Genomic DNA, 20,247 nt, shown 5'->3' on the forward strand with positions numbered 1-20,247 from the left:
CTCGCACTCGTGCCGGGAGGACGAAAATGCCCTTGAAGCTGCTCAGTGGAATGATGAAGGCATCGGGAGACGAGGCGCTTCTGATCATGGAAAGAGACGTCGGAGGCGACGAAATCGTTGTCGTCACGAAGGAAGCCCTTCTCGATATCGCCGATCCGCCTCTCTGCAACGAGTGTCGGCTGCAGCAATACGTCACAGTGTTCAGCGACATCGCGTCCAACAAATTCGATGGCAAGAAGCTCACGTCCGATGGGCACGTGGCAGTAACCGCGACTGATGTTTCTGCTTGGAAGGCTCTCCACCCGGACGCGGCTTGAGAGCGTCAATTGCAACGTTAGCCGGTGACGCGAACGCCGAGTTGCTGGCGAACTCAATGGAAACGGCTGCAATGAAGCGAATATGTGGACTGCAAAGCGCTGTTGCCGTTACTCTCCTTCTGATGGTCACCGGCGAGAGCGCCGCGGCCGATCGACTCCGCGGCCGCGCCATCGCCCAACGCTGGTGCAGCGAGTGCCACGTCGTTGCACCTGGACAAGTACGCGGCTCGGATACTGTTCCGACGTTCGCTCAGATTGGTGAATCGGACCGATTTGACGAGAGAAGCCTTTCGGCATTTCTGGCGACTCCTCACCACTCCCGCATGCCGAATCTATCCCTGACACGTACCGAGATTGCCGATCTCGTTGCGTACATAAGGTCGAAATAATCCTGGTCGATCCGTCGCGGATCGACGCTCAACGGGATCTCTTTATAAGCCGTCGCCTTCGCGCGACAGAAATGCATTCAATCGCCGAAGAACGAGCTGCGGAGCTTCGAGATGCGGTAAGTGACCAACGGCGGGCAGCGTCTCAAACGATGCCTGCGGGATCAGCGCGTGAAGCGCTTTGCCTCGCTCCAGCGGGATCCACGGATCCTCCTCGCCCCAGATGATTTTGACCGGGCAGCGAATCTCTGCGAATGCCGGCTCGATTTCGGCGGTGTATCGTTCATCGGCCTGCGCGAATTGCCGGTAGAAACTTGCTCGGCCCTCTTCGGAAAGCCACGGCTCGATGAGCTTGTCGAAATCTGCGGAATCGATGTCATTGACCAGCGCTCCGCTGATGTAAGCCGACACGACCGCCTTGTGGATATGCGGTGGCAGGCCCAGAAAGGCTTCCACGTGGCGACCGACATGATCGAAGAATTCCGAGCCCCATGGGCGCATCGCGACGACATTCATCAGAACGTACCGCTCAAAATCGCAGCCATGCAGTAAATGCGCGCGCAGCGTCGTCGCTCCGCCCATGTCGTGGGCTACGACGATCGGCTGCTCGAGGGCCCAATGGGCGAGCATCTCGGCGAACACCTCTCCTTGCACATCGAGAGACGTACGCTGCTCCACGCCTTTGGCGGATCGCCCGTATCCGGGCATATCGTACCAATGGACGCGGTATTGGCCTGCAAGGGCCGGAATGATCCGGTGCCATGAGAACGAAGACCACGGCCAACCATGAGCCAACACGAGTGCAGGCCCGCTGCCAGTTCGACCCGCAGCGACTCTGCCTGCAGATGTTTGCACGGTCTCGTCGAGTTTCCACGACATCCAGCATCCTCCATGTATTTTTCCCGGTGGTGCCGTCCAGACGAACTGGTTTGCAAGCTTGTCGTTGGCGCTCCCTCAGTTCGATTGTCTGTGATTGTCCGCCGGCAATCTGTTGAACGGGCCAAAATGGGTACCCACCAAAGGCCAACGCCCGCGCTTCGTGGCGGCGTTGGCCCTGATAAGCGCTTAGCGCGGTTCGCTCGCCAGACCTTTGACAATGGCATAGCAGGCAAGCAACAGAACAATCGTGAAGGGGAAGCCCGTCGAAACCGCCATCGCCTGCAGCGCCCCCAATCCGCCGCCCAGCAAAAGCGCGATAGCGACGATGCCTTCGAAGCTGGCCCAGAAAACGCGCTGGGCCAACGGTGCATCGACCTTGCCACCGGCCGTAATCGTATCGATGACCAGTGAGGCCGAGTCCGACGAGGTGACGAAGAATACGATCACCAAACAGATGCCGATGAATGACGTGATCGCCTGAAGAGGCAGTGCCTCAAGCATCGAAAACAGTTTCAGTTCCAGCGGCGCCTCGACGACGGCCTGGTAGCCATCGTTGACGATTTGGCTGATCGCCGTGCCGCCGAACGCCGTCATCCAGAAAACTGAAACGAGCGACGGGATGATGAGAACGCAGACGATGAATTCACGCACGGTGCGGCCACGAGAAATGCGAGCGATGAACATGCCGACGAAGGGAGACCAGGATATCCACCAAGCCCAGTAAAACGCAGTCCAACCATCACGGAAACTGTCATCCGTACGGCCAAACGGGTTCGAGAGTTCCGGCAGGTACCGCATATATTGATAGAGATTGGTGAAGAAGCCCGAGATGATTGCCCAGGTCGGTCCGACGATCAGCACGAAAAGTAGAAGCAGCGCGGCCAGTATCATATTGATTTCCGACAGGCGCTTCACCCCCGCATCGAGTCCAGCCACCACGGACGTCAGAGCGACACCGGTGATTGCGATGATCAGCAGTATTTTTGAGGCGTCAGTGACCGGCAGGCCGAAAACGTGGTTGAGGCCGGCATTGGCCTGCTCGGCGCCGAAACCCAGCGATGTGGCGAGGCCAAACAGCGTCGCGAAGACCGCGAGTATGTCGATGATATGGCCGGGCCACCCCCATGTCCGTTCCCCGAAGACCGGGTAGAATATGGAGCGCATCGTCAGCGGCAAGCCCTTGTTATATGCGAAGATCGCCAGGGAAAGTGCCACTATGGCGTAGATCGCCCAGGGATGCAGGCTCCAATGGAAAATGGTCGCAGCCATCCCCAGGTGGCGGGCCGCTACCGCATCGCCGGGCGCGCCGCCAAGTGGTGCCCAGCTATCGGGTGCGCCCGCGTTTTCCGCAACTGATGACGAAAAGTGCGAGATCGGCTCCGAAACGCCGTAGAACATCAGTCCGATGCCCATCCCGGCAGCAAACAGCATGGCGAACCAACCGGAATATGAATAGTCGGGAACGGCTTCCTTTCCGCCGATCCGCACTTTGCCATACGGCGAGACAACCAGGAAAAGGCAAAGCAGAACGAAAACGTTGCCGGCGAGAAGAAAGAACCAGTCGAACGTTGAGGTCAGCCACTCGCGCAGGCTGTTGAAGATAGCCCCCGCCTGATCCTGAAGGACCAATGTCAGCACGACAAAGGCGACAATTGTCAATCCGGATATCATGAAGACCGGATTGTGGACATCCAGACCGAATGGGCCAATCTGCTTGACGATATTGTCCTGGCCGACCTCGTAGTCGGTTTGAATCAGCGTTGAAGCGCCCTCGGGGGCCGGGATTCCAGCTTCACTCATGTAGCTTATGCTCCTCCAAGTTTAGCGGTGACTTGCTGCGGCCGGCTCCTGACGCAGCGCGTTAGCTGCGGACCAGAAAAAATGAAAACGCCTTTGCGAAGTGCCAGGCGGGCTCCATTGAGTGGCCCAGACAGTCATCAGCATCGGGAATTTCCGTCGCCGAGACGACGAGATCACTTCCTGTGTCCTTGACTGCTTCAATCAGTGCATCGCCGAGATCCGCTGCCGGTCATGCCGGACAATCACTTTTGATCGCCGAAGATGCCAAGATCGGTGCGCTCATCCGTAGCGAAGGCGGCAGTGTTTCGGCAGCGTTGTGCTCGAGGCATCGGATTCTGCGCACGCGACGCCCAACCTAATACGGAAGCGTTATAGAGTTTCGCCAGACCTGCCGCTGCCAGCGAGCGCACACTTCGATTTTGCGCTGTGCGTCAGATCAATGGGCATCATTATTTTCGCGCAGATTTCCCCTCCAGATTATTGCCTTCGAGGCTTATGCTTCGTTCTCAATTGCTGTTGTTGTGTCGCACGGCGGCGATGTTCCACACCGCTCGGAAGATTGCGCCCCAACGCTGTAAGCGGCTCGGAGGATGAATATGCATGCTAGAAAAAGGTGGGAGTCGTTGCCTCACCGACGACATTCTGAGCAAATGCGACATCCGTCTGCTTTCCCCATGTCCCGGCGCTGATCCTGCAAAATTCGGTAAGGGCAACAGCGTGGCAGGCTTCCCGCGTCTGATTGACAAACACGTCCATCTGAGTCGAGGCGAAAATATCCTAGGGATATCAATTGCATGATGCATAGCGATCAAGTGTCTGTCGACGTTGATGTCGCTCGTCAGATGATCTTCGACCAGTTTCCGCGGTATCGCTTCGAACAGATCGAACAACTTGATGCGGTCGGAACCGTCAACGCCATCTTCCGGATCGGATCGGAAGCGGCCGCGAGATTTCCGTTACGGATGGGCGACCCGATCCTATGTGCCAGAATGCTTGCCAACGAAGCGGCAGCCATGGCCGAGCTTGCGGAGCATTGCCCGTTTCCGACACCCAGGCCCGTCGGACTGGGCCGACCCGGCCCGGCATATCCGATGCCCTGGGCAGTGCAGACGTGGATAGCGGGGGATGTCGCTACCCCAGACGGGCTCGCGGGATCGCGGACATTCGCGCGTGACCTCGCGACCCTCATTGCATCCCTCCGCGCGGCCGACACCCGTGGCCGGCACTTCGACGGGCACGGTAGGGGCGGCGACCTTCCCGATCACGACGACTGGATAGTCGTCTGTTTCGAAAAGAGCGAGGGATTGCTCGACGTTGCTCGGCTCCGTCGGCTATGGGCCCGGCTCCGTGAGCTGCCGCGGCCGGGATTCCTCGTCATGAGCCACAGGGATCTCATTCCGCCGAATCTACTCGTGCGCGGCGAGCATCTCGTGGGCGTGCTCGACGGCGGCGGCTTCGGACCGGCCGATCCTGCGCTCGATCTGGTGGCCGCGTGGCACCTGCTGGACCACGAGGAGCGCAAGACCGTGCGGAGCCATCTTGAATCGAGCGAGATCGAGTGGAGGCGCGGGGCGGCGTGGGCGTTCCAGCAGGCGATGGGCCTGGTCTGGTACTACGAGCGCACCAACCCCGGCATGAGCGCCCTCGGCCGCAGCACGCTCCAACGCCTCCTCGACGACCCCGACATCTGAGCAGGGCATCTCGAATTGAGCGCCGCCCACAGCCATTCGCGAGCCGATTCGGGACCGCGCGGATCGGAGGGCACCAGCGCTTCACAGCGCTCGCCGAGGTGACGCAGGATCGCGCCGCCTCCGAAGATCGAGAGGTCTCCATCAGTCAATCACGGCACTTGGCCGAAAGCCCGATGCAAAATGCTCGTTAGAGACAGGCGGAGTGTCAAAAGGATATGGTGGTCGTTGAAAGCGACATCAGGAGTGGCACGTGTTCTTCGTTCTTTCGAAACTTCTAGCAGCATTTGCGGTGCTTTCGAACCTGATTGGCTTGGCGGCGGGTGCAGGGCTTGTCGCCTTGGCGCTGCGCCGGAGGAAGCAGGGACTAGGGCTTCTGATCACGGCGGTCGTGCTGTTGCTGATCGCTGGCTGGCTTCCGGTTGGCAGCGCAGCTCTTCGCATACTGGAGGACCGGTTCCCATTGCCGGAAATTCCTGGCGAGGTGGCGGGCATCGTTGTCCTGGGCGGAGAAATTGATACTGACCTCTCGACTGAACGCCACACGGTTGCCCTGAGCAGCGCGGGCGAGCGTCTCACCAAGACGGCCGAGCTTAGCCTGGTTTACCCCAAGGCCAGAATCCTGCTCTCAGGGGGAAGTGCGAATTTGCTTTCTTACGAGGCGGAATCGGAGGCCGCAATGGCGCGCGACCTGCTGATGCGGATCGGTGTACCGGACAAGCGGATCGAGCTTGAAGAACGCTCGCGGAATACTTGCGAGAATGCTGTCGAGAGTAAGGCCGTTGCACGTCCGAAGCCCGGCGAGGCATGGCTGCTCGTCACATCTGCCTTTCACATGCCGAGGTCAGTCGCCTGCTTTCGCGCCGCCGGATTTCCAGTCATTCCATACCCTGTGGGCTACCAGGTGAGGCGATCGGACGTACGACACCTGACGAGCTCGCTCTCGATGGGCTTATATCTCGCCGATCTCGCTGCCCATGAGTGGGTGGGACTCGTGGCCTATCACTTCTCCATGAATACCGAGCTTTTCCCCATTGCCCGGTAGCTAGAGCTGATCCGCTTTGCTGCCAGGATGGACGGCGTTTTACCGCGATAGCGAATTGTTGAACAGCGTCATCGCCGTCAGGAGCATTATCTTCGCGTCCAGCAAGAGCGACATGTTCGTTATGTAATAGAGGTCAAATTCAATTTTCTCGACGACTTCGTCCAGTGTCGAAACGTAGCCCTGCTTAACCTGAGCCAATCCGGTCAGGCCCGGAGGTGCGTAATAGCGCAGCTCGTATTCGGGAATGGTGCTCTCGTAACTGCTCGCCAAAGGCGCCCATTCTGGCCTAGGGCCGATAAGCGTCATCTGACCGAGCAAGATGTTCCAGAGCTGCGGCAGTTCGTCTAGGTGCGACTGCCGAAGGAAGGCGCCGAGTGGCGTGATCCTGTCATCGTTGCGGCTTGTGGGCCGCGGCGGGCCGTCGGACATGCGCATGCTCCGAAGCTTGAAAGCGCGGAACATCCGGCCTTTGAAACCGACGCGATCCTGGACGAGAAAGACGGGACGGCCCATGGTCAGCGCCACGGCTGCCGCTGCAATGCCGATCAGCAGGAGACTGGCCGGTGCGGTGATGAGGACGAATGCAACATCCACGATGCGTCTGATGAGCAGGTAGCGCATGCGGCGGCCAAGCGCTGCATCGAGTTGATCGCGATTGGCGAGATGAAGCGGCAAGCGCTCGCACTTGATGTGCTTTTGAAAATGCAGCGATGGTCCATGACGGTGTATATGCCAAATAGACATAGAACCCCCCTGTTAATCGCGGGCAACTTTATTGTGAATGACCCGATGTTGCTCCGCGGCGTAGACGTATTTTTAATATATACGTGATAAATGATATAAATATAGATCGCCCATAGGTACTACGTTTGCCATTGCAGTACTTCCAGTGCGCGAGCTGGAATGGCGATCGCAGAGATCGATATCGTGCGTCTGAAAAGACCCGCGGTTGCAGGAGGCGAGACAATTTGTCGGAAGGAACCACGCGACGGTCTACCGACCTCTGCCGGTCTTTGAGCCGTCTTGCGACTGCCCCGCGCCGGGACCGCCTCGGGACACGCCCTTGCCATGGGAACTGCCGGGGTTCCTTGGATCTGCGCCATTGCCCCAACCGTTGTTGCCTTTAACCTTCCCGTCGCCCCCAGACTTCGCGATTGCATTTGACGTAAGGCTGGTGGAGAGCAGCATGGTTACGGCAGGAGGTGTCACGACCGCGAAACGACCGCAACTCTTCAGAAATTTGCGCCGATCTTCGTCGCTCTTTGGCGGTTGGTTCGGGATTTCTGGCATGAACGCCTCCCTTCGCGTGCATCGATTGTACGCGGGAAGATTGCCACTGCAGGACGGCGTTGAAAATATACAGTACCGTATAATCCTAATACAGTACAGTATACTCCTGGGAACGCCGCAAACATCACGGAACGCCTGCGTGGTCGGGCGGCGTAATACTGGGATGACTCTGATGTCCGTTAGGGGAGGTGTCTCCGTTGATTTCGCCGGCGGGAGCTACTCGATCGCGGTCGTCCGTTGCGAGCGAAATCGGCCATTGCGTCCACCCCGCATCCATTGCATCGTGTTCCAGGGTCGAATCTTCAGTGTAGTCGGGTGTCTGTCCTCTGTGGTCAGCAGCACAGCGAGGCTCGGGTCATGCCAACCTACTGGCTTCTGATAGGGTTTTGCGCTGCAGGCGCACTGGCTGCAGGGTTTCGCCTTCCGGCGATTGCCTGCGTGATTCTCGCATCGGCCTCCCTTTTCGCCAGCGTGGGCTCCTTGCTTTTCAACCGGCACGGCATCAGCATTGCGTTCATTGGCGCACCTGCCTTTTTCCTGATTTCATTTTTCCTGGCCGGATGGGTCCTCAATGCAATTCGAAGAACCGGCGGAAGCAACTAGAGCAATTCCGGGAAAAGCGCCTCACGGTTTTCCCTCCGGAATTGCCGTGCGACAAAGGGCGTTTGCGGGAATAGCGGGAAGGCTCCAACTCTCGGGCACGGAGCGTCGGCGATGAGCGGAATGCCGGCTGCTGTTCGTAAAGGCATTCTGGCTCGGACTTGGGCGAGCGACTTCTTGCCACTCGCTCTCGTGGCCTTCTGCATGGTCATGAATTTCGCCCTGGCCCTCCTCAACAGTCTCGTGGCCAGCGTCCAGGAAATCCATGTGGTCGTCCTGCAGCTGTTCATGACGTTGTGCGCCGCCGGGCTGCTGGTGCTGCGGCGGCCCCGCGTGACGACCGATCAGGCCATGCTGTTCATCATGCTGGCGATATGCGTCTTCGCCTCGACCGTTTATCACCGGAGTACAGACCTCAAGACGCTGTACGACATGTCCGTAATTCCGCTCTTCGTCGTCCTGGGCTCCACGATCAGGAAGATACCAAGATGGTTCGTGCATGCCCTGTTCGTTGCCGTTTTGGCCACCACGCTGGTCGAAGCGCTGGCGCCGGACCTCTATGCCAGGGTCGTCAACCCACTGAAATATTACGCCAACACCAGAAGCTGGGTCGCGGACAAGTTGGAGGACGACTCGGGCGACCCTGGTTTCTATTTCGGGGCCGAGCGAGACGGGGGGATCCACCGTGCCAGCGGCCTCTTTCTCGAACCCCTTTCCACCGGCTATTTCGCGTGCATCGCCGCCATCTTCTACATCTACGAGTACAAATATCAGTTCGCCAAGAAGATGCTTGCCCTTGCCGGGTGCGTCCTCATCATAATATTGGCGGACGCCCGAGCGTCGCTGGGCGTGCTTTTCGTCATTGCGGCAGGTGCGCCGATACTTGCGCGCCTGCCGCGATTGGTGGGGCTCCTGTTGCCGTTCCTCGTCTTTGCCGGGGGAGCGGTTGTGTACTATTCCGCGGTGGGTAGCCACCACATCGTGGACATGGCGACGCGCTTGTCCTGGACCTACGAAGAACTCAGGGCCGCTGATTTGTCGGCGCTGCTCTTCGGCGGCCTCGACCAGACCCATGCGAACGACAGCGCCATCCTCTACTTCGCCGACGTTGCCGGGATATTGGGTTACATCCTGTTGATGTACATATCTGCCGGCGTCGCATCGACGGGGGAGCGCCCGTTCATCACAAATGCAGCGCTGATATACCTGGCGAGCACCAGCCTGTTCGGCCATGCTTTCGCTTCGATCAAGACCGGAGCCCTTCTAGGCTTCCTCGTGGCGAGCCATAAGCCGCCCGATAACGGGAGCGCTGTCACTCTGCGCCGGGACGGAGGGGGGGCTTCGTCCGTGTTGCCCAATCGCCAGGCACCCAGCCAAACAGGGATTATCGACCGGGAACGATGAGCCGCCAGCGGCGGCTGCATCATGAGACGCCCGGGTGGCCCATCAAGAGGCCGCCTGGCTCGCTTGTCGGCGCCGTCTACTAATACTTGCGTACTATACTAAATTAGGATCACTTGAAATATTCCTACGGACGCACAATCATAGCGCAAATGGATACTTGACAAATCTACTTAGGATATTTGAGAAATGCTCGGTTTCGGCTCGAGGATACTCGCGGTCTTGGGTACAAGGCCGGAAGCGATAAAGCTCGCCCCATTGGTCAAGGCTGCTGAAGCAGACCGGACCTTCGACATACAGGTCTGCATAACCGGACAACACCGCTCCATGCTGGATCAGGTCCTGGACGTATTCGGCATTACGCCCGATTACGATCTCAACCTCATGAAGCCGGCTCAGAGCCTTGCCGAGGTCACCTCGAGAATCGTCACAGAAGTGTCGGGCGTGATCCGGCATGCGCGTCCGGAATGCGTGCTGGTCCAGGGCGACACGACGACGGCTTTTGCCGCGAGCCTCGCCGCGTTTTATGAGAAGGTGCCGATCGCCCATGTGGAGGCGGGGCTTCGCACCTCAGATAAATATTCTCCATTTCCGGAGGAGGCCAACCGGCGCTTCATCAGCAGCATTGCGGACCTTCATTTTGCGCCGACACCATGGGCCCGCGCCAACCTGCTGCGCGAGGGCCACCCCGAAAGCGCGGTCTTCGTAACCGGCAACAGCGTCATCGATGCGCTGATATGGGTGATGAATGTCCTGAAGTCGGATGCCCGGCTGCGGAGACAGGTCGAGGACCGGTTCGCGTTTCTCAATCCCGAAAGACGCCTCGTCCTGATCACCGGGCACCGCCGTGAAAGCTTTGGCGGCCCCATCCGTAGGATGTGCGAGGCTCTGGTCGACCTCGTCGAACAGGTCCCGGACGCAGAGATCCTCTATCCGGTTCACTTGAACCCTAACGTTCAGGAGCCGGTGAATGCCATCCTCGGCAGCGCTCATCCGCTGCTGCGCGAGCGCATACATCTGATCGCGCCGGTCGATTATGTGTCCTTCGTCTATCTGATGGCGAGGGCTCATCTCATCATCACGGATTCGGGCGGTGTCCAGGAGGAGGCGCCCTCCTTCGGCGTGCCGGTCCTGGTCACGCGTGACCGAACGGAGCGGCCCGAGGGCGTCGAAGCAGGCGTTGCAAAGCTGATCGGCACCGATCGCAAGCGGATCGTGGAAGAGGCTATCCGCTCCCTCGACGTCAGCCGCTCGCCGTCGATGACGATTCACCGAAGCCCCTACGGCGATGGCCTGGCCAGCAGTCGCATGCTTGAGAACCTGCGAGAACGCTTTGCCGGCACGGGCGCGGAACGGGCGCGCGTTTCGTGACGATCTCGACCTTTCATCCGTCTCTGGAGACTCCGATGTCTAACGTTACGACTCTGAACACGGACTCGGCGCCGTCGGCGACAGTGACTGCAACCTATGCCCGCCTGTTGCCGCTCTGTGTCTCCGGCTTGCAGGCAGCGGCCAATCGGCAAACAGGGCTCTTCGATCTGCAGATCAGGGGCGGAAAGGCCGCGCAGCCCACCCTGGCGACCGAGAACGTCACCAGCACGTTGATCTGCCTGATCGGTCTCGACAGGGCGGGTATCGCCGCCGAGGATCTCGGACTGCCGTCCGAAAGAGCACTGGCCGCGGCGTTCGACTCACTGCTTCGCCAGCAGGCGCACGGCGCCACAGGTCTCGCGATCTGGGCCAACGCGGTGCTTGACGGGGTTGCGGTGCATGAACTGTTCCAGCGCATCGATCTGTCGCTGGACGACGGTGCGGAATTCGCCGAGCGCCTCACCACCATGGAAGTCGCATGGCTTGCCAGCGGCCTGCTTCACGAAATGGAGCGAGGGTACAGTCACCGCTTGGCGTGCATCACGCGTTCCGTCGTCACCGCTCTCTGCTCGCGTTTCGGGGAGAGAGCTTGTTTGGTCAGCCACTCCGGCGCGACGGGGCCGCTGCAGGACCGCTTGCGCCGGCGGCTCCCGAACTTTGCGGACCAGATCTACACCGTCCAGGCTTTGGCGCTTGCGGCGATCGTACTCCAGGACGAGCGCGCCCTCTTGCTTTCGGAACGCATCGCCGGGCGCCTTATCGAACTCCAGGGGAGGCTCGGGCAGTGGTGGTGGCACTACGACGCGTCCACAGGGCAGGTTGCGGAAGGCTACCCGGTCTATTCGGTTCACCAGCATGCGATGGCACCCATGGCGCTGATGACGCTTCGGGCCGCAGGCGGAAGCGACCACGCGGCGGCAATCGCACGCAGCCACAGCTGGCTGGAGCGGAATGAACTCGACCTTGACGTTGTCGATCCTCAGACGCCGGCGATCTGGCGGGATATCGAACGGTCGGAGCCCCCGGTCGTGTCGCTCGGAAGCAAGATGCTCGAGCTTGCCGGGCATCGTCGCGACAGCGAGGCTCCTGCGGCGGCACTCAGGCTCAATCGGGAAATACGCCCATATGAGTGGGGATGGTGCCTCTATGCCGGCAGCCTGGCCGAGGGCAAGGACAGGGGGAGGCATATCGTATGAACAGCCTCGTGGAAATGCCCGTCGCGGAATTCCTGAATGCACGGCTCCACGCCGTCGCTGCCCAGGACGTCGTCGAACGCGTCTTTCGCTGGCGCTCCGAGCCCGAGCGGCGAACGCACATCATCATCACCGCCAATGTCTCGCTTCTGGTGACGATGCGTGCCGATGCGCGGCTTTCGGAAGCGGTCGGCAGGGCGGATGTCGTGGTTGCCGACGGGATGCCCCTTGTGTGGGCGAGCCGCCTTCTCGGCGCCCCGGTGCGCGAGCGGGTGACCGGGATAGACCTGATGGAGGCGCTGCTCGCAAGGGGATCGTTGGAAGGGCTCAGCGTCTTCCTCCTCGGAACCACCCAGCAACGGCTGCAGCGATTCGTCGAGATCGTCACAAGGAAATATCCGGGCGTTCGAATTGCCGGGGCGCGAAACGGCTATTTCTCCAGGAACGAGCACGCTGAGATCGTGACGGAAATCAGGAACAGCGGCGCAGATCTGCTGCTCGTCGCGATGCCGGCTCCCTTCAAGGAGATCTGGTGCGAGGACCACCGCGCCGCCCTGGGGGTCCCTGCCGTCCTGGGCGTGGGCGGAGCCTTCGACGTGGTCGGCGGGTTCCTGCCCCGCGCCCCGGTGTTCCTCCAGAATGCCGGACTGGAATGGGCCTGGCGTCTTTGCCTGGAGCCGCGGAAGCTGTGGAAGCGCAACCTGACGACCAATTCCCGTTTCATCGCCATCCTGGCCGCCGAGCTCGCCAGGCGGGCCGTCCATCGCCAACTCGAGTCGCCAAGATGACCAGCATGCATGAAACCTCGTCGATCACGACAAAGGCCGGACGGTGCGGGAAGGCCGCCGGTACGATCGCCTTCGTTCAGAACTACTACACGCCGGCCCGGCACGCGGTTTTCGAGCGCATGGCGCAATCGGGCATGGACCTGACCGTTTACTATCTGCAGCGCCCGGAGGACGAGGGCCGGCGATGGACGTTCGGAAACGAAGCCTCCTACAGGGCCGTCAACTGTTCCAGTATCTCGGCCGGTCCGTTGATCTTCTTCTGGCTTCGCACGGAAGCCGACACGATCGTGCTCCACGACAACAATCCGACAAATCTCTGCATGCTGTTCTGGGCGGTGGTCCTGAAGCTTCGGGGCAAGCGGCTGCTGCTTTGGGAAATGCACATACCGGATCGTTTCAAACCCCGCCTCAAGCAGCTGTATCAGCGCATTTGCTCGAAGATGTTGTCTGCGACCTGCGATACCGCAATCGTCTTCTCCGATATGACGGCGGAATACATGCGCGGCATTTCGACCAGAATTCCGACCAGGCGCATGATCTATGTCGTTCCCCCGGCAAAGGAACCTCTGGTCCGCCGAAGCGGCCCGATCAGGGACATCGGCTATATAGGCTCGAGTTCCAAGAGAAAGAACGTAGACGCCCTTCTCGCGGCATTCACGGCACTGGGGCAAACCGATGCGCAGCTTCACATGGCCGGAATGGATCCAATGTTCACCGCGAAAGGCATCCGCTGGTGGGGGTACGTGGACGGCGAGACACGGGAGCAGTTCTACCGATCGATCGACGTGCTGATCCTCCCGTCCTTTGCTGACCCGTGGGGACTGGTCGTCAACGAGGCGCTGCAACGCGGCTGCCTTTGCGCAGTGAGCACGGCGTGCGGCAGCGCCGAGCTGGTGCGGGCGATCGATCCGCGTCTCGTCTTCGAACCCGGTTCCACCGACGTCGAAGCGTGTCTGAGGACGCTTCTCTCCCTGTCGCGGACCGAGGTCGCGTGTCTTCGCGAAAGGTGCGAAACCCTCATAGCGCCCTACACGGTCGACAATGGCGCGAAGATCTTAAGCACAATCGTTTCGGAATCGTAACGGATGGGAGAAGTACCCCATCCGCATTCTCATGGGTGAAGCGCATGCGCTACGAACATTACCAAGCAGCACGTTGGCAAAAGATCTCCGCGTTGAGCCCGGATGTTCCGCGCCCCCTCCTTCTCGGTTCCATTCTGTCGTTTCTGTCTGCCAACCGGCTGAAGCTCGCCCTTTGGGGCATTGTGGGGCTGGCGCTGGCGGCGGCCTACGTCAGTTTTGCCGCGCCGGTATATCAGGCGCGGGCAGTCGTTATTCTCGATTACCGCACACCGGTGACCGGGGGGCAACAGGTCCTGAGCGATTCAGCGGATTCGGCGTATATCGATACCCAGATCATGATCATTGAGACCGACGACGTGCTGAGGGAGGTAATCGAAGAGCTCCACCTCGACCAGGATCCCGAGTTCGTTGCCGCAACTTCCGGTCTCTCCGCCCGTCTGGCCGCTTGGAGACAGCGCTTGGAACGGTTGTTCCTCGCAGCACATCCGAGCCCTCAGGAGCCGGGCCTGGACCGCTGGGAGGCAATGTCGGCCAACGAACGGCAGCAAATCGCGGCCAAGCAGCTGCGCAAGATCATGCGGGTCAACCGAGCCGCGCGCTCCTATGTGGCCGAGATCGAAGTTCAGGCGAGCAGTTCGGAAAAGTCGGCGCGCATCACGAATGCGATCGCCCGGACCTACGTCGAACATCAGGCGCAGTTCCGGTTGCAGGCGACCGAGCGGGAGAGCGTGCCCTTGGCCCGTATCGTAACCCCCGCCAGCCCCTTCGTCGAACCGGCTGGACTAAAGACGCCGGTCCTGCTGGTCCTTGGCCTGGTCGGCGGGCTGGGGCTCGGAACATGCGTCATCGCCGCCGGTGCAGCGATGCGCTGCACCGTTGCGGGCCGGCGGGATCTCGAAGACGAACTTGGCGTGCGGTGCCTGGGACTGGTGCCGAATGTGCGGGCCCTGCAGCGCAATCTCTTTTCGCGGCTCCTGCCCCGATGGTTGCGCGGGCGGCGGACGTCCCAGAAGCCGCTACCAGGCACGATGTCCTATGCAGCAAACGCCCCGTCGTCGCTTTTTTGCGAGTCGCTTCGCCTGTTGCGGGCGCAGATGGCCGCCGTGAGCAATGGCGAGCGTGCGATCGTCGTCGGCGTCGTATCCCCAAGCGGAACCGAAGGCCGGTCGACGCTGATCGCCAATTTCGCCGAACTTCTAACCCGAGCGGGCGACAGGGTCCTGCTCGTCGACGCCGATTTTTCGAACCGGCGACTCTCCAGGGCGCTTGCCCCCTTGGGGGCCCCACTCGGAGAAGGGGACGCCGGTGCGGAGGTGTCAAGCCTCCCTGCTACAACGCTGAGGTTCGCCGCCTTGCACGGGCGGAACGCGGAGTATGACTTCATGAACCGTCAGGCCTGGATCGAACAAATCGTGGCGACCAACCGGGACGCATTCGAGTGGATTTGCGTCGACATGCCGGCATTGGCCAGATGCGGTGACGCGCTTGCCATGATCGATGCCCTCGATCACGTCGTGATCGTGGCGGAATGGAACCGGACAGAGATGTCCGTCCTCGGTCTGGCTCTCAAGATGCTCGAGCCGGTGCGGTCCAAAGTACTGGGCGTCGTGCTGAACAAGGTCGGCCGCCGGAAAATGACATTGATGGAATGACCGGAACTCGGCTCGCTGCGGTGCGCCGGAAGCGTGGAGGAAGTGGTTATGGCACGTATCAGTGCGGCAGGCTCGATGCGCATCGGCATATTGGTGCTCTTCCTGTTGTCGGGAGTTGCATCTGCCGCAGACGCGGTGGACGGATATATGCTGAATTCGCAGGACAAGCTCCGGATCAGCGTGTCGGAAATCTCCTCCGCGACGGGCGAGATCAGAACCCGGTTAAACGGCGATTTCACCATCGATGCCGCAGGCGACGTGGCGATACCGCTGCTCGGGAACATCAAAGCGGCGGGGTTGAGCGCCGCGCAATTTGCGACCTCCATTTCCCTGCAGTTCCAGGCCAAGGCACGGCTGGTCAATCCTCCGGTTACCGCAGTGGAACTGCTGCAGTACCGCCCAATTTACCTCGTCGGTGCGGTGGATAAACCGGGCGCCTACCCCTACACGCCGGGTATGAGGGTGATCCATGCGCTGAGCGTGGCCGGCGGAATGGCAAGGACTCCTCCGACGGGCCAGACCCGCTTCGAGCGGGACGCCATTCAGGCGAGGGGAGAGCTCGATGTCCTGCGGGCGCAGAGGGACAAGCTGGAAGCGCGGCGCGCCCGGCTGGAGGCGACCATTGCCGGCAAAGACACGATCGAATTCCCCCCGAGCCTTCAGTCGCGCTCGGCCGAGCCGAATGTCCGCGAGACCATGGATCGCGAACAGCTCCTCTTCGGCCAGCAGAACAAGACACGTGCCCTGGAACTGGCGAAATATAACGACCAGCTTGCGCTGCTCCACGGTCAGGTGGACACGCTGCAGAACCAGAACGAGACGCAGAACCAGCAGATAAGCAGCGTCGATCGCGAGATCGCCAATGTTCGCAAGCTCGACGTTCAAGGTCTGGCGACCCCCGGACGCCTCTTCATGCTCGAGCGCACGGCGATGGCCGTCGACAGTAAGCGCAAGGAGATCGAAACGGAGATCCTCAAGGTCCGTGAGCGCATCGCCGACAATGAAGCCTCGGTCAAGCGGCTCCAGGCGAGCGGTAAGGAGTTGCTCGCGGAGCTCAGCGCAGTGGACAGCGATCTCGAGACCGTCACGCGCAGGCTTCGTACTGCCGAGAACCTGATCCGGCAGTTACAGGTAGAAGAGGCCGCCATCACAGGTCAGAACGAGCAGGAGGTCGAGACCAGATACAGCATTCTCAGCGAGCGGAACGGAGAGCTGATCGAAGAAGAGGCCAGCGAAGCGTCCCCTGTCAGCCCCGGAGACGTGATCAAGGTGCAGCTGCGCACGACGGGACTGCTCACGGATCGGAACACCACTGGCGACATCACCGCCGCCGACTATCAATGAACGCCAGTCCTCCCGTCGGCCCGGCGACCGAAGTTCCGAGCGCACCGACGCCGCCGCCGGAAGGCCTGGCAGGCGACCAGGTGCGCTCCACGGCTACGAGAGGGGTGGCCTGGTCCTTCGTTCAGATTTGCGCCGAGCGCGCCAGCCAGGCCGCAATATTCATCATCACGGCGCGATTGCTCGGCCCGGCCGATTTCGGCATGGCGGCCATGGCAGTCGCTCCCGCGCTGATTGCGAACCATACGCTACAGGGGATCACGCAGTCCGTCATCCAGCGGGACGATCTCGGGCCGGGTTATGTGGGCGCGTCCCTCGCTTGCGCGATCGGCAGCAGTCTGCTGATGGCAATGCTTATTGTCGCGGCCGCGCCGATGGTTTCCTACATCGTCGGAGATGATCTTGCCGGCGACCTGATGCGGGTCTCGGCGCTCGCTCCCGCGCTTGCGGGGGTCGGGCTCGTGCAGGAGGGCATGCTTGCCAGGCGATTCGCATTTTCGGTGCTGGCGGTCCGGCGACCGCTGGCAATCCTCGTCGGAGGAGCGCTGTCAATCGCGCTTGCCTATCTGGGCTTCGGAGCGTGGAGCATCATCGCGCAGACGGTGCTCGTAGCGGCGACCGGATCGCTCGTTTGCCTGATGGCCATGCCTGTTGTTCCGGCATCCAGGTTTTCCAAGACCGAGTGGCGAGATGCCTCGTCGAGCGCCACGAAACTGATGGGCCGGCAGGTGCTCGACGTCGCTTCGCAGCGTCTGCCGGAGGCCCTTCTGGGGTTTCTGGCGGGACCGGTCGCCGCCGGGCTGTTCCGCCTGGCGAAAGCTCTCCTCGATCTCGCCAAGAGCATCCTGGTCTATCCGATCTCCGCCGGGTTGCTCCCCGTCTTCGCCCGCATGTCAGGCGATCGGCAGAAGCTCGAGAGCTTCGCGCTCAACGTTTGCGTGGCAAGTGTCGTGATCGTGTCGATGCCGGCGCTCGGATTCGCTGTATTCTCGCCGATGATCATCCGGATCGCTGCCGGACCCGCCTGGATGCAGACGGCGGATGTCATGATGATCTTCGCCATGACGCTACCGCCGCTTGCTCTCGTGGCCGCCATCCCATCCTTCATGATCGCCTCCCAACAGGCGGGTGCGCTGCTGTGGTGTTCCGCGGCCCAGTTGCTGGCGGCAATGGCCCTGGTTGCCCTCGGGGCCTTGTGGGACGTGGTCATCGCCTCCTTCGGCTTTACGCTTTCCCTGTATATCGGCGCCGGTCTGCTCTGGTCCCGGTCTCTCGCCAGGTCTGCGGGACGCGACAGACAAACGATCCGGGAAGCGTTCAGCCTCGTGGCCCTGATCGAGATTTCGCTCGCTGCCGTCTTTCTGTTCCGGCACGCTTTCGCCTCGGACCGGTTCAGCATCGCCGTCTTCGCGATCTCGCTTGCAGTCTATATCGGCTTCGTCCCCATCGCTTTTCCAAGACTCGCCGAATGCACGCTGCAGGCGCTTCCGGCAAGATGGCGCGGGCTCGGCGGAAAGTTCCGCGCCGGGTGATCAATCCAGGAAGGCCTTGCGGGCGGCGTGCAGAAGGCTATTCGGATTGGTGGCGTCCGGAAGATATCCCTCCCCGAGAGACCAGATGATCGCGCCGCCAAGGCCTATCCGCCGGGCGAAGGCCCCTTTGGCGGCAATGGAGCGCTCGTCCTCATAGGAAACAAACGTACAGCCGAAAGAGCCCGCGGCCTCCGGGAAGGTCAAGTAGGGCACCTCGGCCGTCGCGTCGTAGGCGGCATGGCCCAGATTGTAGTAAAGGGTCATGATGTTCCGGTAGCTCATGTCCTGGTCGCCGGCGGCCACCTTCGCCATGCCTGTGACCTGCCCCGGAGCCGAGACCGGCGCCGTCCAGCACCGGCCGTAGAAGGCCACGCCGAGCCCAAGCTTGGCCGGCGGAATGCCTGCGCCGATGTAAGCCTCGACGCTGCTCGCGCCCGATGCCGGAGTATTCTTCGACTCGCCGTAAAGCGGCGAATTGTGCCACGACAGCCATTCCTCCCAATTGTCGGCCATGTCGTAGGTCATGACGTTCAGCTGGTCGAAAAGCGGCTCGATCTCTCTCAGAAATTGCACCTCCTCGTCGGCGATGGGAAAATTGACGTTCTTCCACCCGAGATCGATGGCCAGCATCTTGTCGGGCATCCTGGTGCGCAGCGCCTCGGCCAGAGCCTTCAGATCGGGCAGATCGCTCGGCTCTATCGGCTCCCAGTCGATATCGAGCCCGTCGTAATTCCATTCCTGCACCAGGTTGACGAGGTTGTCGACGAAGCGCCGCCGGTTAGGCTCGCCTGCAGCCTTGCGCATCCGATCGGTCAGTCCGGCTCCTCCGACCGAGAGCAGCGCCTTGCGACCCGCCGCATGTGCCCGCACGACGAGGTCGCGCGCGATCCGAGGACCGGCCTCGGGGCTCACGAAAAAACTCGTGTCCAGCGACCCGTCGGGTTCCGGAACGACGGAGAACATCAACACATGCGTGAGAGAAGAAAAGTCGATGCGTTCAGGCGGATAGAATTCGTATTCCCAACCTGGATAAAAGCCGGCCAGCCACCGTTCCTGGGCGAGCGCCGAACTTCCGAGAATTCCGAGCGAAGCCGCTGCTGCGAGCAATGTCGTGAAGTGCTTCGGCATTGGCGCTCCTCCGTGAAAGCGGACCACCGTAACAGAAATCGGGACGGAAAACCGCCGTCCGGATCTCGCGACCCGACCTGTCAGAATCGATTGCGTTCATGATTTTGGGCCGATCCTCGCCAAGTTGATCGTGGCGAGGGCTGTGGGCCGGGCGCCGTCCTGAGGAAGACTGCCAACGCTACTCCAGAACGACAACGGCTTCGACCTCGAAGAGCATGGGATCGATCGCAAGTCTGGGAACGGGAACCAGAGTCTGCGCCGGCAGCGCCTCGCCGAACATGTCCTTGACGTTCCTGGTCAACACCGCAAGCTTGGACATATCGTGATCAACCACGAAGACAGTGAGCTTGGCGACCTGATCCGGCCTGGCTCCGAGCGCATCGAGGGCGGTGCGCAAATTTGCATAGGCCTGCTCGACCTGGACAGCGAAGTCGGGCGACAAGGCTCCCGTGCCGTCCTGACCGCCCTGTCCGGAGATGTAGGCCACCCGGGCATTGGCCGGCGTGATCACCGCCGTGCTGTAACCATTCGGCGATGGGTCGTAGAGGTTTTGCGGATTGACGATGGTCAGCTTGAGACCATTCTCATCCGCCGCCGTCCCGGTGGGAACTCCCATGGTCATGATGATTAGTCCTCCGATGAGCAGATGCTTGATTGCGCGTGACATGATTTTCTCTCGTCTCTGCGGATTGCGGGCAAGGGACACTGGCGGTCGGAAAGGTTTGGAACTTCGGGGCCCATGCCGCCGACAGGG

19 protein-coding genes are annotated in these 20,247 nt (G+C 61.0%); 13 read left to right on the forward strand and 6 right to left on the reverse strand.

The features are described from left to right. Nucleotides 1-26 precede the first annotated feature (26 nt). Both SINAR_RS0111640 and SINAR_RS1000000138285 read left to right on the forward strand, forming a co-directional pair. Nucleotides 27-317 (forward strand): hypothetical protein, encoded by a 291-nt coding sequence (locus tag SINAR_RS0111640; RefSeq protein WP_027999265.1) that lies wholly within the window; start codon nt 27-29, stop codon nt 315-317. Between the two features lie 122 nt (nt 318-439). Next, the gene (locus tag SINAR_RS1000000138285) at nt 440-706 is read left to right on the forward strand and encodes a c-type cytochrome (RefSeq protein ID WP_336884856.1); all 267 of its coding nucleotides are present in this window, start codon (nt 440-442) and stop codon (nt 704-706) included. 42 nt (nt 707-748) lie between these two features. Here the strand turns inward: SINAR_RS1000000138285 and SINAR_RS0111650 are convergent, their stop codons facing one another. Both SINAR_RS0111650 and SINAR_RS0111655 read right to left on the reverse strand, forming a co-directional pair. After that, nucleotides 749-1,582, reverse strand: a complete 834-nt coding sequence (locus tag SINAR_RS0111650) for an alpha/beta fold hydrolase (RefSeq protein ID WP_027999267.1) — start codon at nt 1,580-1,582, stop codon at nt 749-751. Between the two features lie 186 nt (nt 1,583-1,768). After that, nucleotides 1,769-3,382, reverse strand: coding sequence for a BCCT family transporter (locus SINAR_RS0111655; RefSeq protein WP_027999268.1), 1,614 nt, complete (start codon nt 3,380-3,382; stop codon nt 1,769-1,771). Between the two features lie 794 nt (nt 3,383-4,176). Here SINAR_RS0111655 and SINAR_RS0111660 point away from each other — a divergent pair. Together SINAR_RS0111660 and SINAR_RS0111665 are read left to right on the forward strand one after the other, a co-directional pair. Continuing rightward, nucleotides 4,177-5,073, forward strand: a complete 897-nt coding sequence (locus SINAR_RS0111660) for a phosphotransferase (protein ID WP_027999269.1) — start codon at nt 4,177-4,179, stop codon at nt 5,071-5,073. A 250-nt stretch (nt 5,074-5,323) separates the two neighbouring features. Next, entirely contained in the window at nt 5,324-6,115 is a 792-nt protein-coding gene (locus SINAR_RS0111665; protein WP_027999270.1) for a YdcF family protein, read from the forward strand. A gap of 39 nt (nt 6,116-6,154) precedes the next feature. On the opposite strand, the gene SINAR_RS01000000133430 is transcribed toward SINAR_RS0111665, so the two are convergent. Both SINAR_RS01000000133430 and SINAR_RS1000000137795 read right to left on the reverse strand, forming a co-directional pair. Beyond that, the gene (locus SINAR_RS01000000133430; protein WP_084617339.1) at nt 6,155-6,859 is read right to left on the reverse strand and encodes a sugar transferase; all 705 of its coding nucleotides are present in this window, start codon (nt 6,857-6,859) and stop codon (nt 6,155-6,157) included. 249 nt (nt 6,860-7,108) lie between these two features. Beyond that, a complete protein-coding gene (locus SINAR_RS1000000137795; protein ID WP_084617341.1) occupies nt 7,109-7,405 on the reverse strand; it encodes a hypothetical protein in 297 nt (98 codons plus the stop codon). 357 nt (nt 7,406-7,762) lie between these two features. Here SINAR_RS1000000137795 and SINAR_RS0111675 point away from each other — a divergent pair, with 357 nt between their 5' ends. The 9 genes from SINAR_RS0111675 (at nt 7,763) to SINAR_RS0111715 (ending at nt 18,365) form a co-directional block, all read left to right on the forward strand. Beyond that, the gene (locus tag SINAR_RS0111675) at nt 7,763-8,008 is read left to right on the forward strand and encodes a hypothetical protein (protein ID WP_027999271.1); all 246 of its coding nucleotides are present in this window, start codon (nt 7,763-7,765) and stop codon (nt 8,006-8,008) included. 111 nt (nt 8,009-8,119) lie between these two features. Beyond that, nucleotides 8,120-9,409, forward strand: coding sequence for a hypothetical protein (locus SINAR_RS0111680; RefSeq protein WP_027999272.1), 1,290 nt, complete (start codon nt 8,120-8,122; stop codon nt 9,407-9,409). Nucleotides 9,410-9,628: 219 nt separating this feature from the next. Further along, entirely contained in the window at nt 9,629-10,777 is a 1,149-nt protein-coding gene (gene wecB / locus SINAR_RS0111685) for a non-hydrolyzing UDP-N-acetylglucosamine 2-epimerase (protein ID WP_336884852.1), read from the forward strand. Between the two features lie 35 nt (nt 10,778-10,812). Next, a complete protein-coding gene (locus tag SINAR_RS1000000134680) occupies nt 10,813-11,973 on the forward strand; it encodes a hypothetical protein (protein ID WP_050577491.1) in 1,161 nt (386 codons plus the stop codon). Beyond that, nucleotides 11,970-12,758 carry a WecB/TagA/CpsF family glycosyltransferase gene (locus SINAR_RS01000000133440; protein ID WP_050577492.1) on the forward strand — a complete coding sequence of 263 codons (789 nt, stop codon included), beginning with the start codon at nt 11,970-11,972 and terminating at the stop codon, nt 12,756-12,758. Before SINAR_RS1000000134680 ends, SINAR_RS01000000133440 begins: the two co-directional genes overlap by 4 nt. Continuing rightward, complete coding sequence (locus SINAR_RS0111700) at nt 12,755-13,840, forward strand: glycosyltransferase family 4 protein (protein ID WP_027999274.1); 1,086 nt, start codon at nt 12,755-12,757, stop codon at nt 13,838-13,840. The genes SINAR_RS01000000133440 and SINAR_RS0111700 overlap by 4 nt, the downstream gene beginning before the upstream one ends. A 44-nt stretch (nt 13,841-13,884) precedes the next feature. After that, a complete protein-coding gene (locus SINAR_RS0111705) occupies nt 13,885-15,492 on the forward strand; it encodes a nucleotide-binding protein (protein ID WP_027999275.1) in 1,608 nt (535 codons plus the stop codon). Between the two features lie 48 nt (nt 15,493-15,540). Further along, nucleotides 15,541-16,836: a polysaccharide biosynthesis/export family protein gene (locus SINAR_RS0111710; RefSeq protein ID WP_027999276.1), complete on the forward strand. Its 1,296-nt coding sequence runs from the start codon at nt 15,541-15,543 to the stop codon at nt 16,834-16,836. After that, nucleotides 16,833-18,365: an oligosaccharide flippase family protein gene (locus SINAR_RS0111715; RefSeq protein WP_027999277.1), complete on the forward strand. Its 1,533-nt coding sequence runs from the start codon at nt 16,833-16,835 to the stop codon at nt 18,363-18,365. Before SINAR_RS0111710 ends, SINAR_RS0111715 begins: the two co-directional genes overlap by 4 nt. Here SINAR_RS0111715 and SINAR_RS01000000133445 read toward each other — a convergent pair whose 3' ends face one another. Both SINAR_RS01000000133445 and SINAR_RS0111725 read right to left on the reverse strand, forming a co-directional pair. Further along, nucleotides 18,366-19,493 carry a glycoside hydrolase family 18 protein gene (locus SINAR_RS01000000133445; protein WP_050577493.1) on the reverse strand — a complete coding sequence of 376 codons (1,128 nt, stop codon included), beginning with the start codon at nt 19,491-19,493 and terminating at the stop codon, nt 18,366-18,368. A gap of 178 nt (nt 19,494-19,671) precedes the next feature. Next, entirely contained in the window at nt 19,672-20,160 is a 489-nt protein-coding gene (locus tag SINAR_RS0111725; protein ID WP_027999278.1) for a RidA family protein, read from the reverse strand. Between the last annotated feature and the right edge of the window lie 87 nt (nt 20,161-20,247).

Origin of the sequence: Sinorhizobium arboris LMG 14919 (assembly GCF_000427465.1) — a bacterium.
In the GTDB taxonomy this organism is placed as follows: domain Bacteria; phylum Pseudomonadota; class Alphaproteobacteria; order Rhizobiales; family Rhizobiaceae; genus Sinorhizobium; species Sinorhizobium arboris.

What these genes read in the sequence shown, in the direction of transcription:
- SINAR_RS1000000134680 (WP_050577491.1), top strand. Translation starts at nt 10,813, where the DNA reads ATGTCTAACGTTACGACTCTGAACACGGACTCGGCGCCGTCGGCGACA.
- SINAR_RS01000000133440 (WP_050577492.1), top strand. Translation starts at nt 11,970, where the DNA reads ATGAACAGCCTCGTGGAAATGCCCGTCGCGGAATTCCTGAATGCACGG.
- SINAR_RS0111680 (WP_027999272.1), top strand. Translation starts at nt 8,120, where the DNA reads ATGAGCGGAATGCCGGCTGCTGTTCGTAAAGGCATTCTGGCTCGGACT.
- SINAR_RS01000000133430 (WP_084617339.1), bottom strand. Translation starts at nt 6,859, where the DNA reads ATGTCTATTTGGCATATACACCGTCATGGACCATCGCTGCATTTTCAA.
- SINAR_RS0111650 (WP_027999267.1), bottom strand. Translation starts at nt 1,582, where the DNA reads ATGTCGTGGAAACTCGACGAGACCGTGCAAACATCTGCAGGCAGAGTC.
- SINAR_RS0111660 (WP_027999269.1), top strand. Translation starts at nt 4,177, where the DNA reads ATGATGCATAGCGATCAAGTGTCTGTCGACGTTGATGTCGCTCGTCAG.
- SINAR_RS0111705 (WP_027999275.1), top strand. Translation starts at nt 13,885, where the DNA reads ATGCGCTACGAACATTACCAAGCAGCACGTTGGCAAAAGATCTCCGCG.
- SINAR_RS1000000138285 (WP_336884856.1), top strand. Translation starts at nt 440, where the DNA reads ATGGTCACCGGCGAGAGCGCCGCGGCCGATCGACTCCGCGGCCGCGCC.
- SINAR_RS0111675 (WP_027999271.1), top strand. Translation starts at nt 7,763, where the DNA reads ATGCCAACCTACTGGCTTCTGATAGGGTTTTGCGCTGCAGGCGCACTG.
- SINAR_RS0111700 (WP_027999274.1), top strand. Translation starts at nt 12,755, where the DNA reads ATGACCAGCATGCATGAAACCTCGTCGATCACGACAAAGGCCGGACGG.
- SINAR_RS1000000137795 (WP_084617341.1), bottom strand. Translation starts at nt 7,405, where the DNA reads ATGCCAGAAATCCCGAACCAACCGCCAAAGAGCGACGAAGATCGGCGC.
- SINAR_RS0111655 (WP_027999268.1), bottom strand. Translation starts at nt 3,382, where the DNA reads ATGAGTGAAGCTGGAATCCCGGCCCCCGAGGGCGCTTCAACGCTGATT.
- SINAR_RS01000000133445 (WP_050577493.1), bottom strand. Translation starts at nt 19,493, where the DNA reads ATGCCGAAGCACTTCACGACATTGCTCGCAGCAGCGGCTTCGCTCGGA.
- SINAR_RS0111640 (WP_027999265.1), top strand. Translation starts at nt 27, where the DNA reads ATGCCCTTGAAGCTGCTCAGTGGAATGATGAAGGCATCGGGAGACGAG.
- SINAR_RS0111715 (WP_027999277.1), top strand. Translation starts at nt 16,833, where the DNA reads ATGAACGCCAGTCCTCCCGTCGGCCCGGCGACCGAAGTTCCGAGCGCA.
- SINAR_RS0111725 (WP_027999278.1), bottom strand. Translation starts at nt 20,160, where the DNA reads ATGTCACGCGCAATCAAGCATCTGCTCATCGGAGGACTAATCATCATG.
- SINAR_RS0111710 (WP_027999276.1), top strand. Translation starts at nt 15,541, where the DNA reads ATGGCACGTATCAGTGCGGCAGGCTCGATGCGCATCGGCATATTGGTG.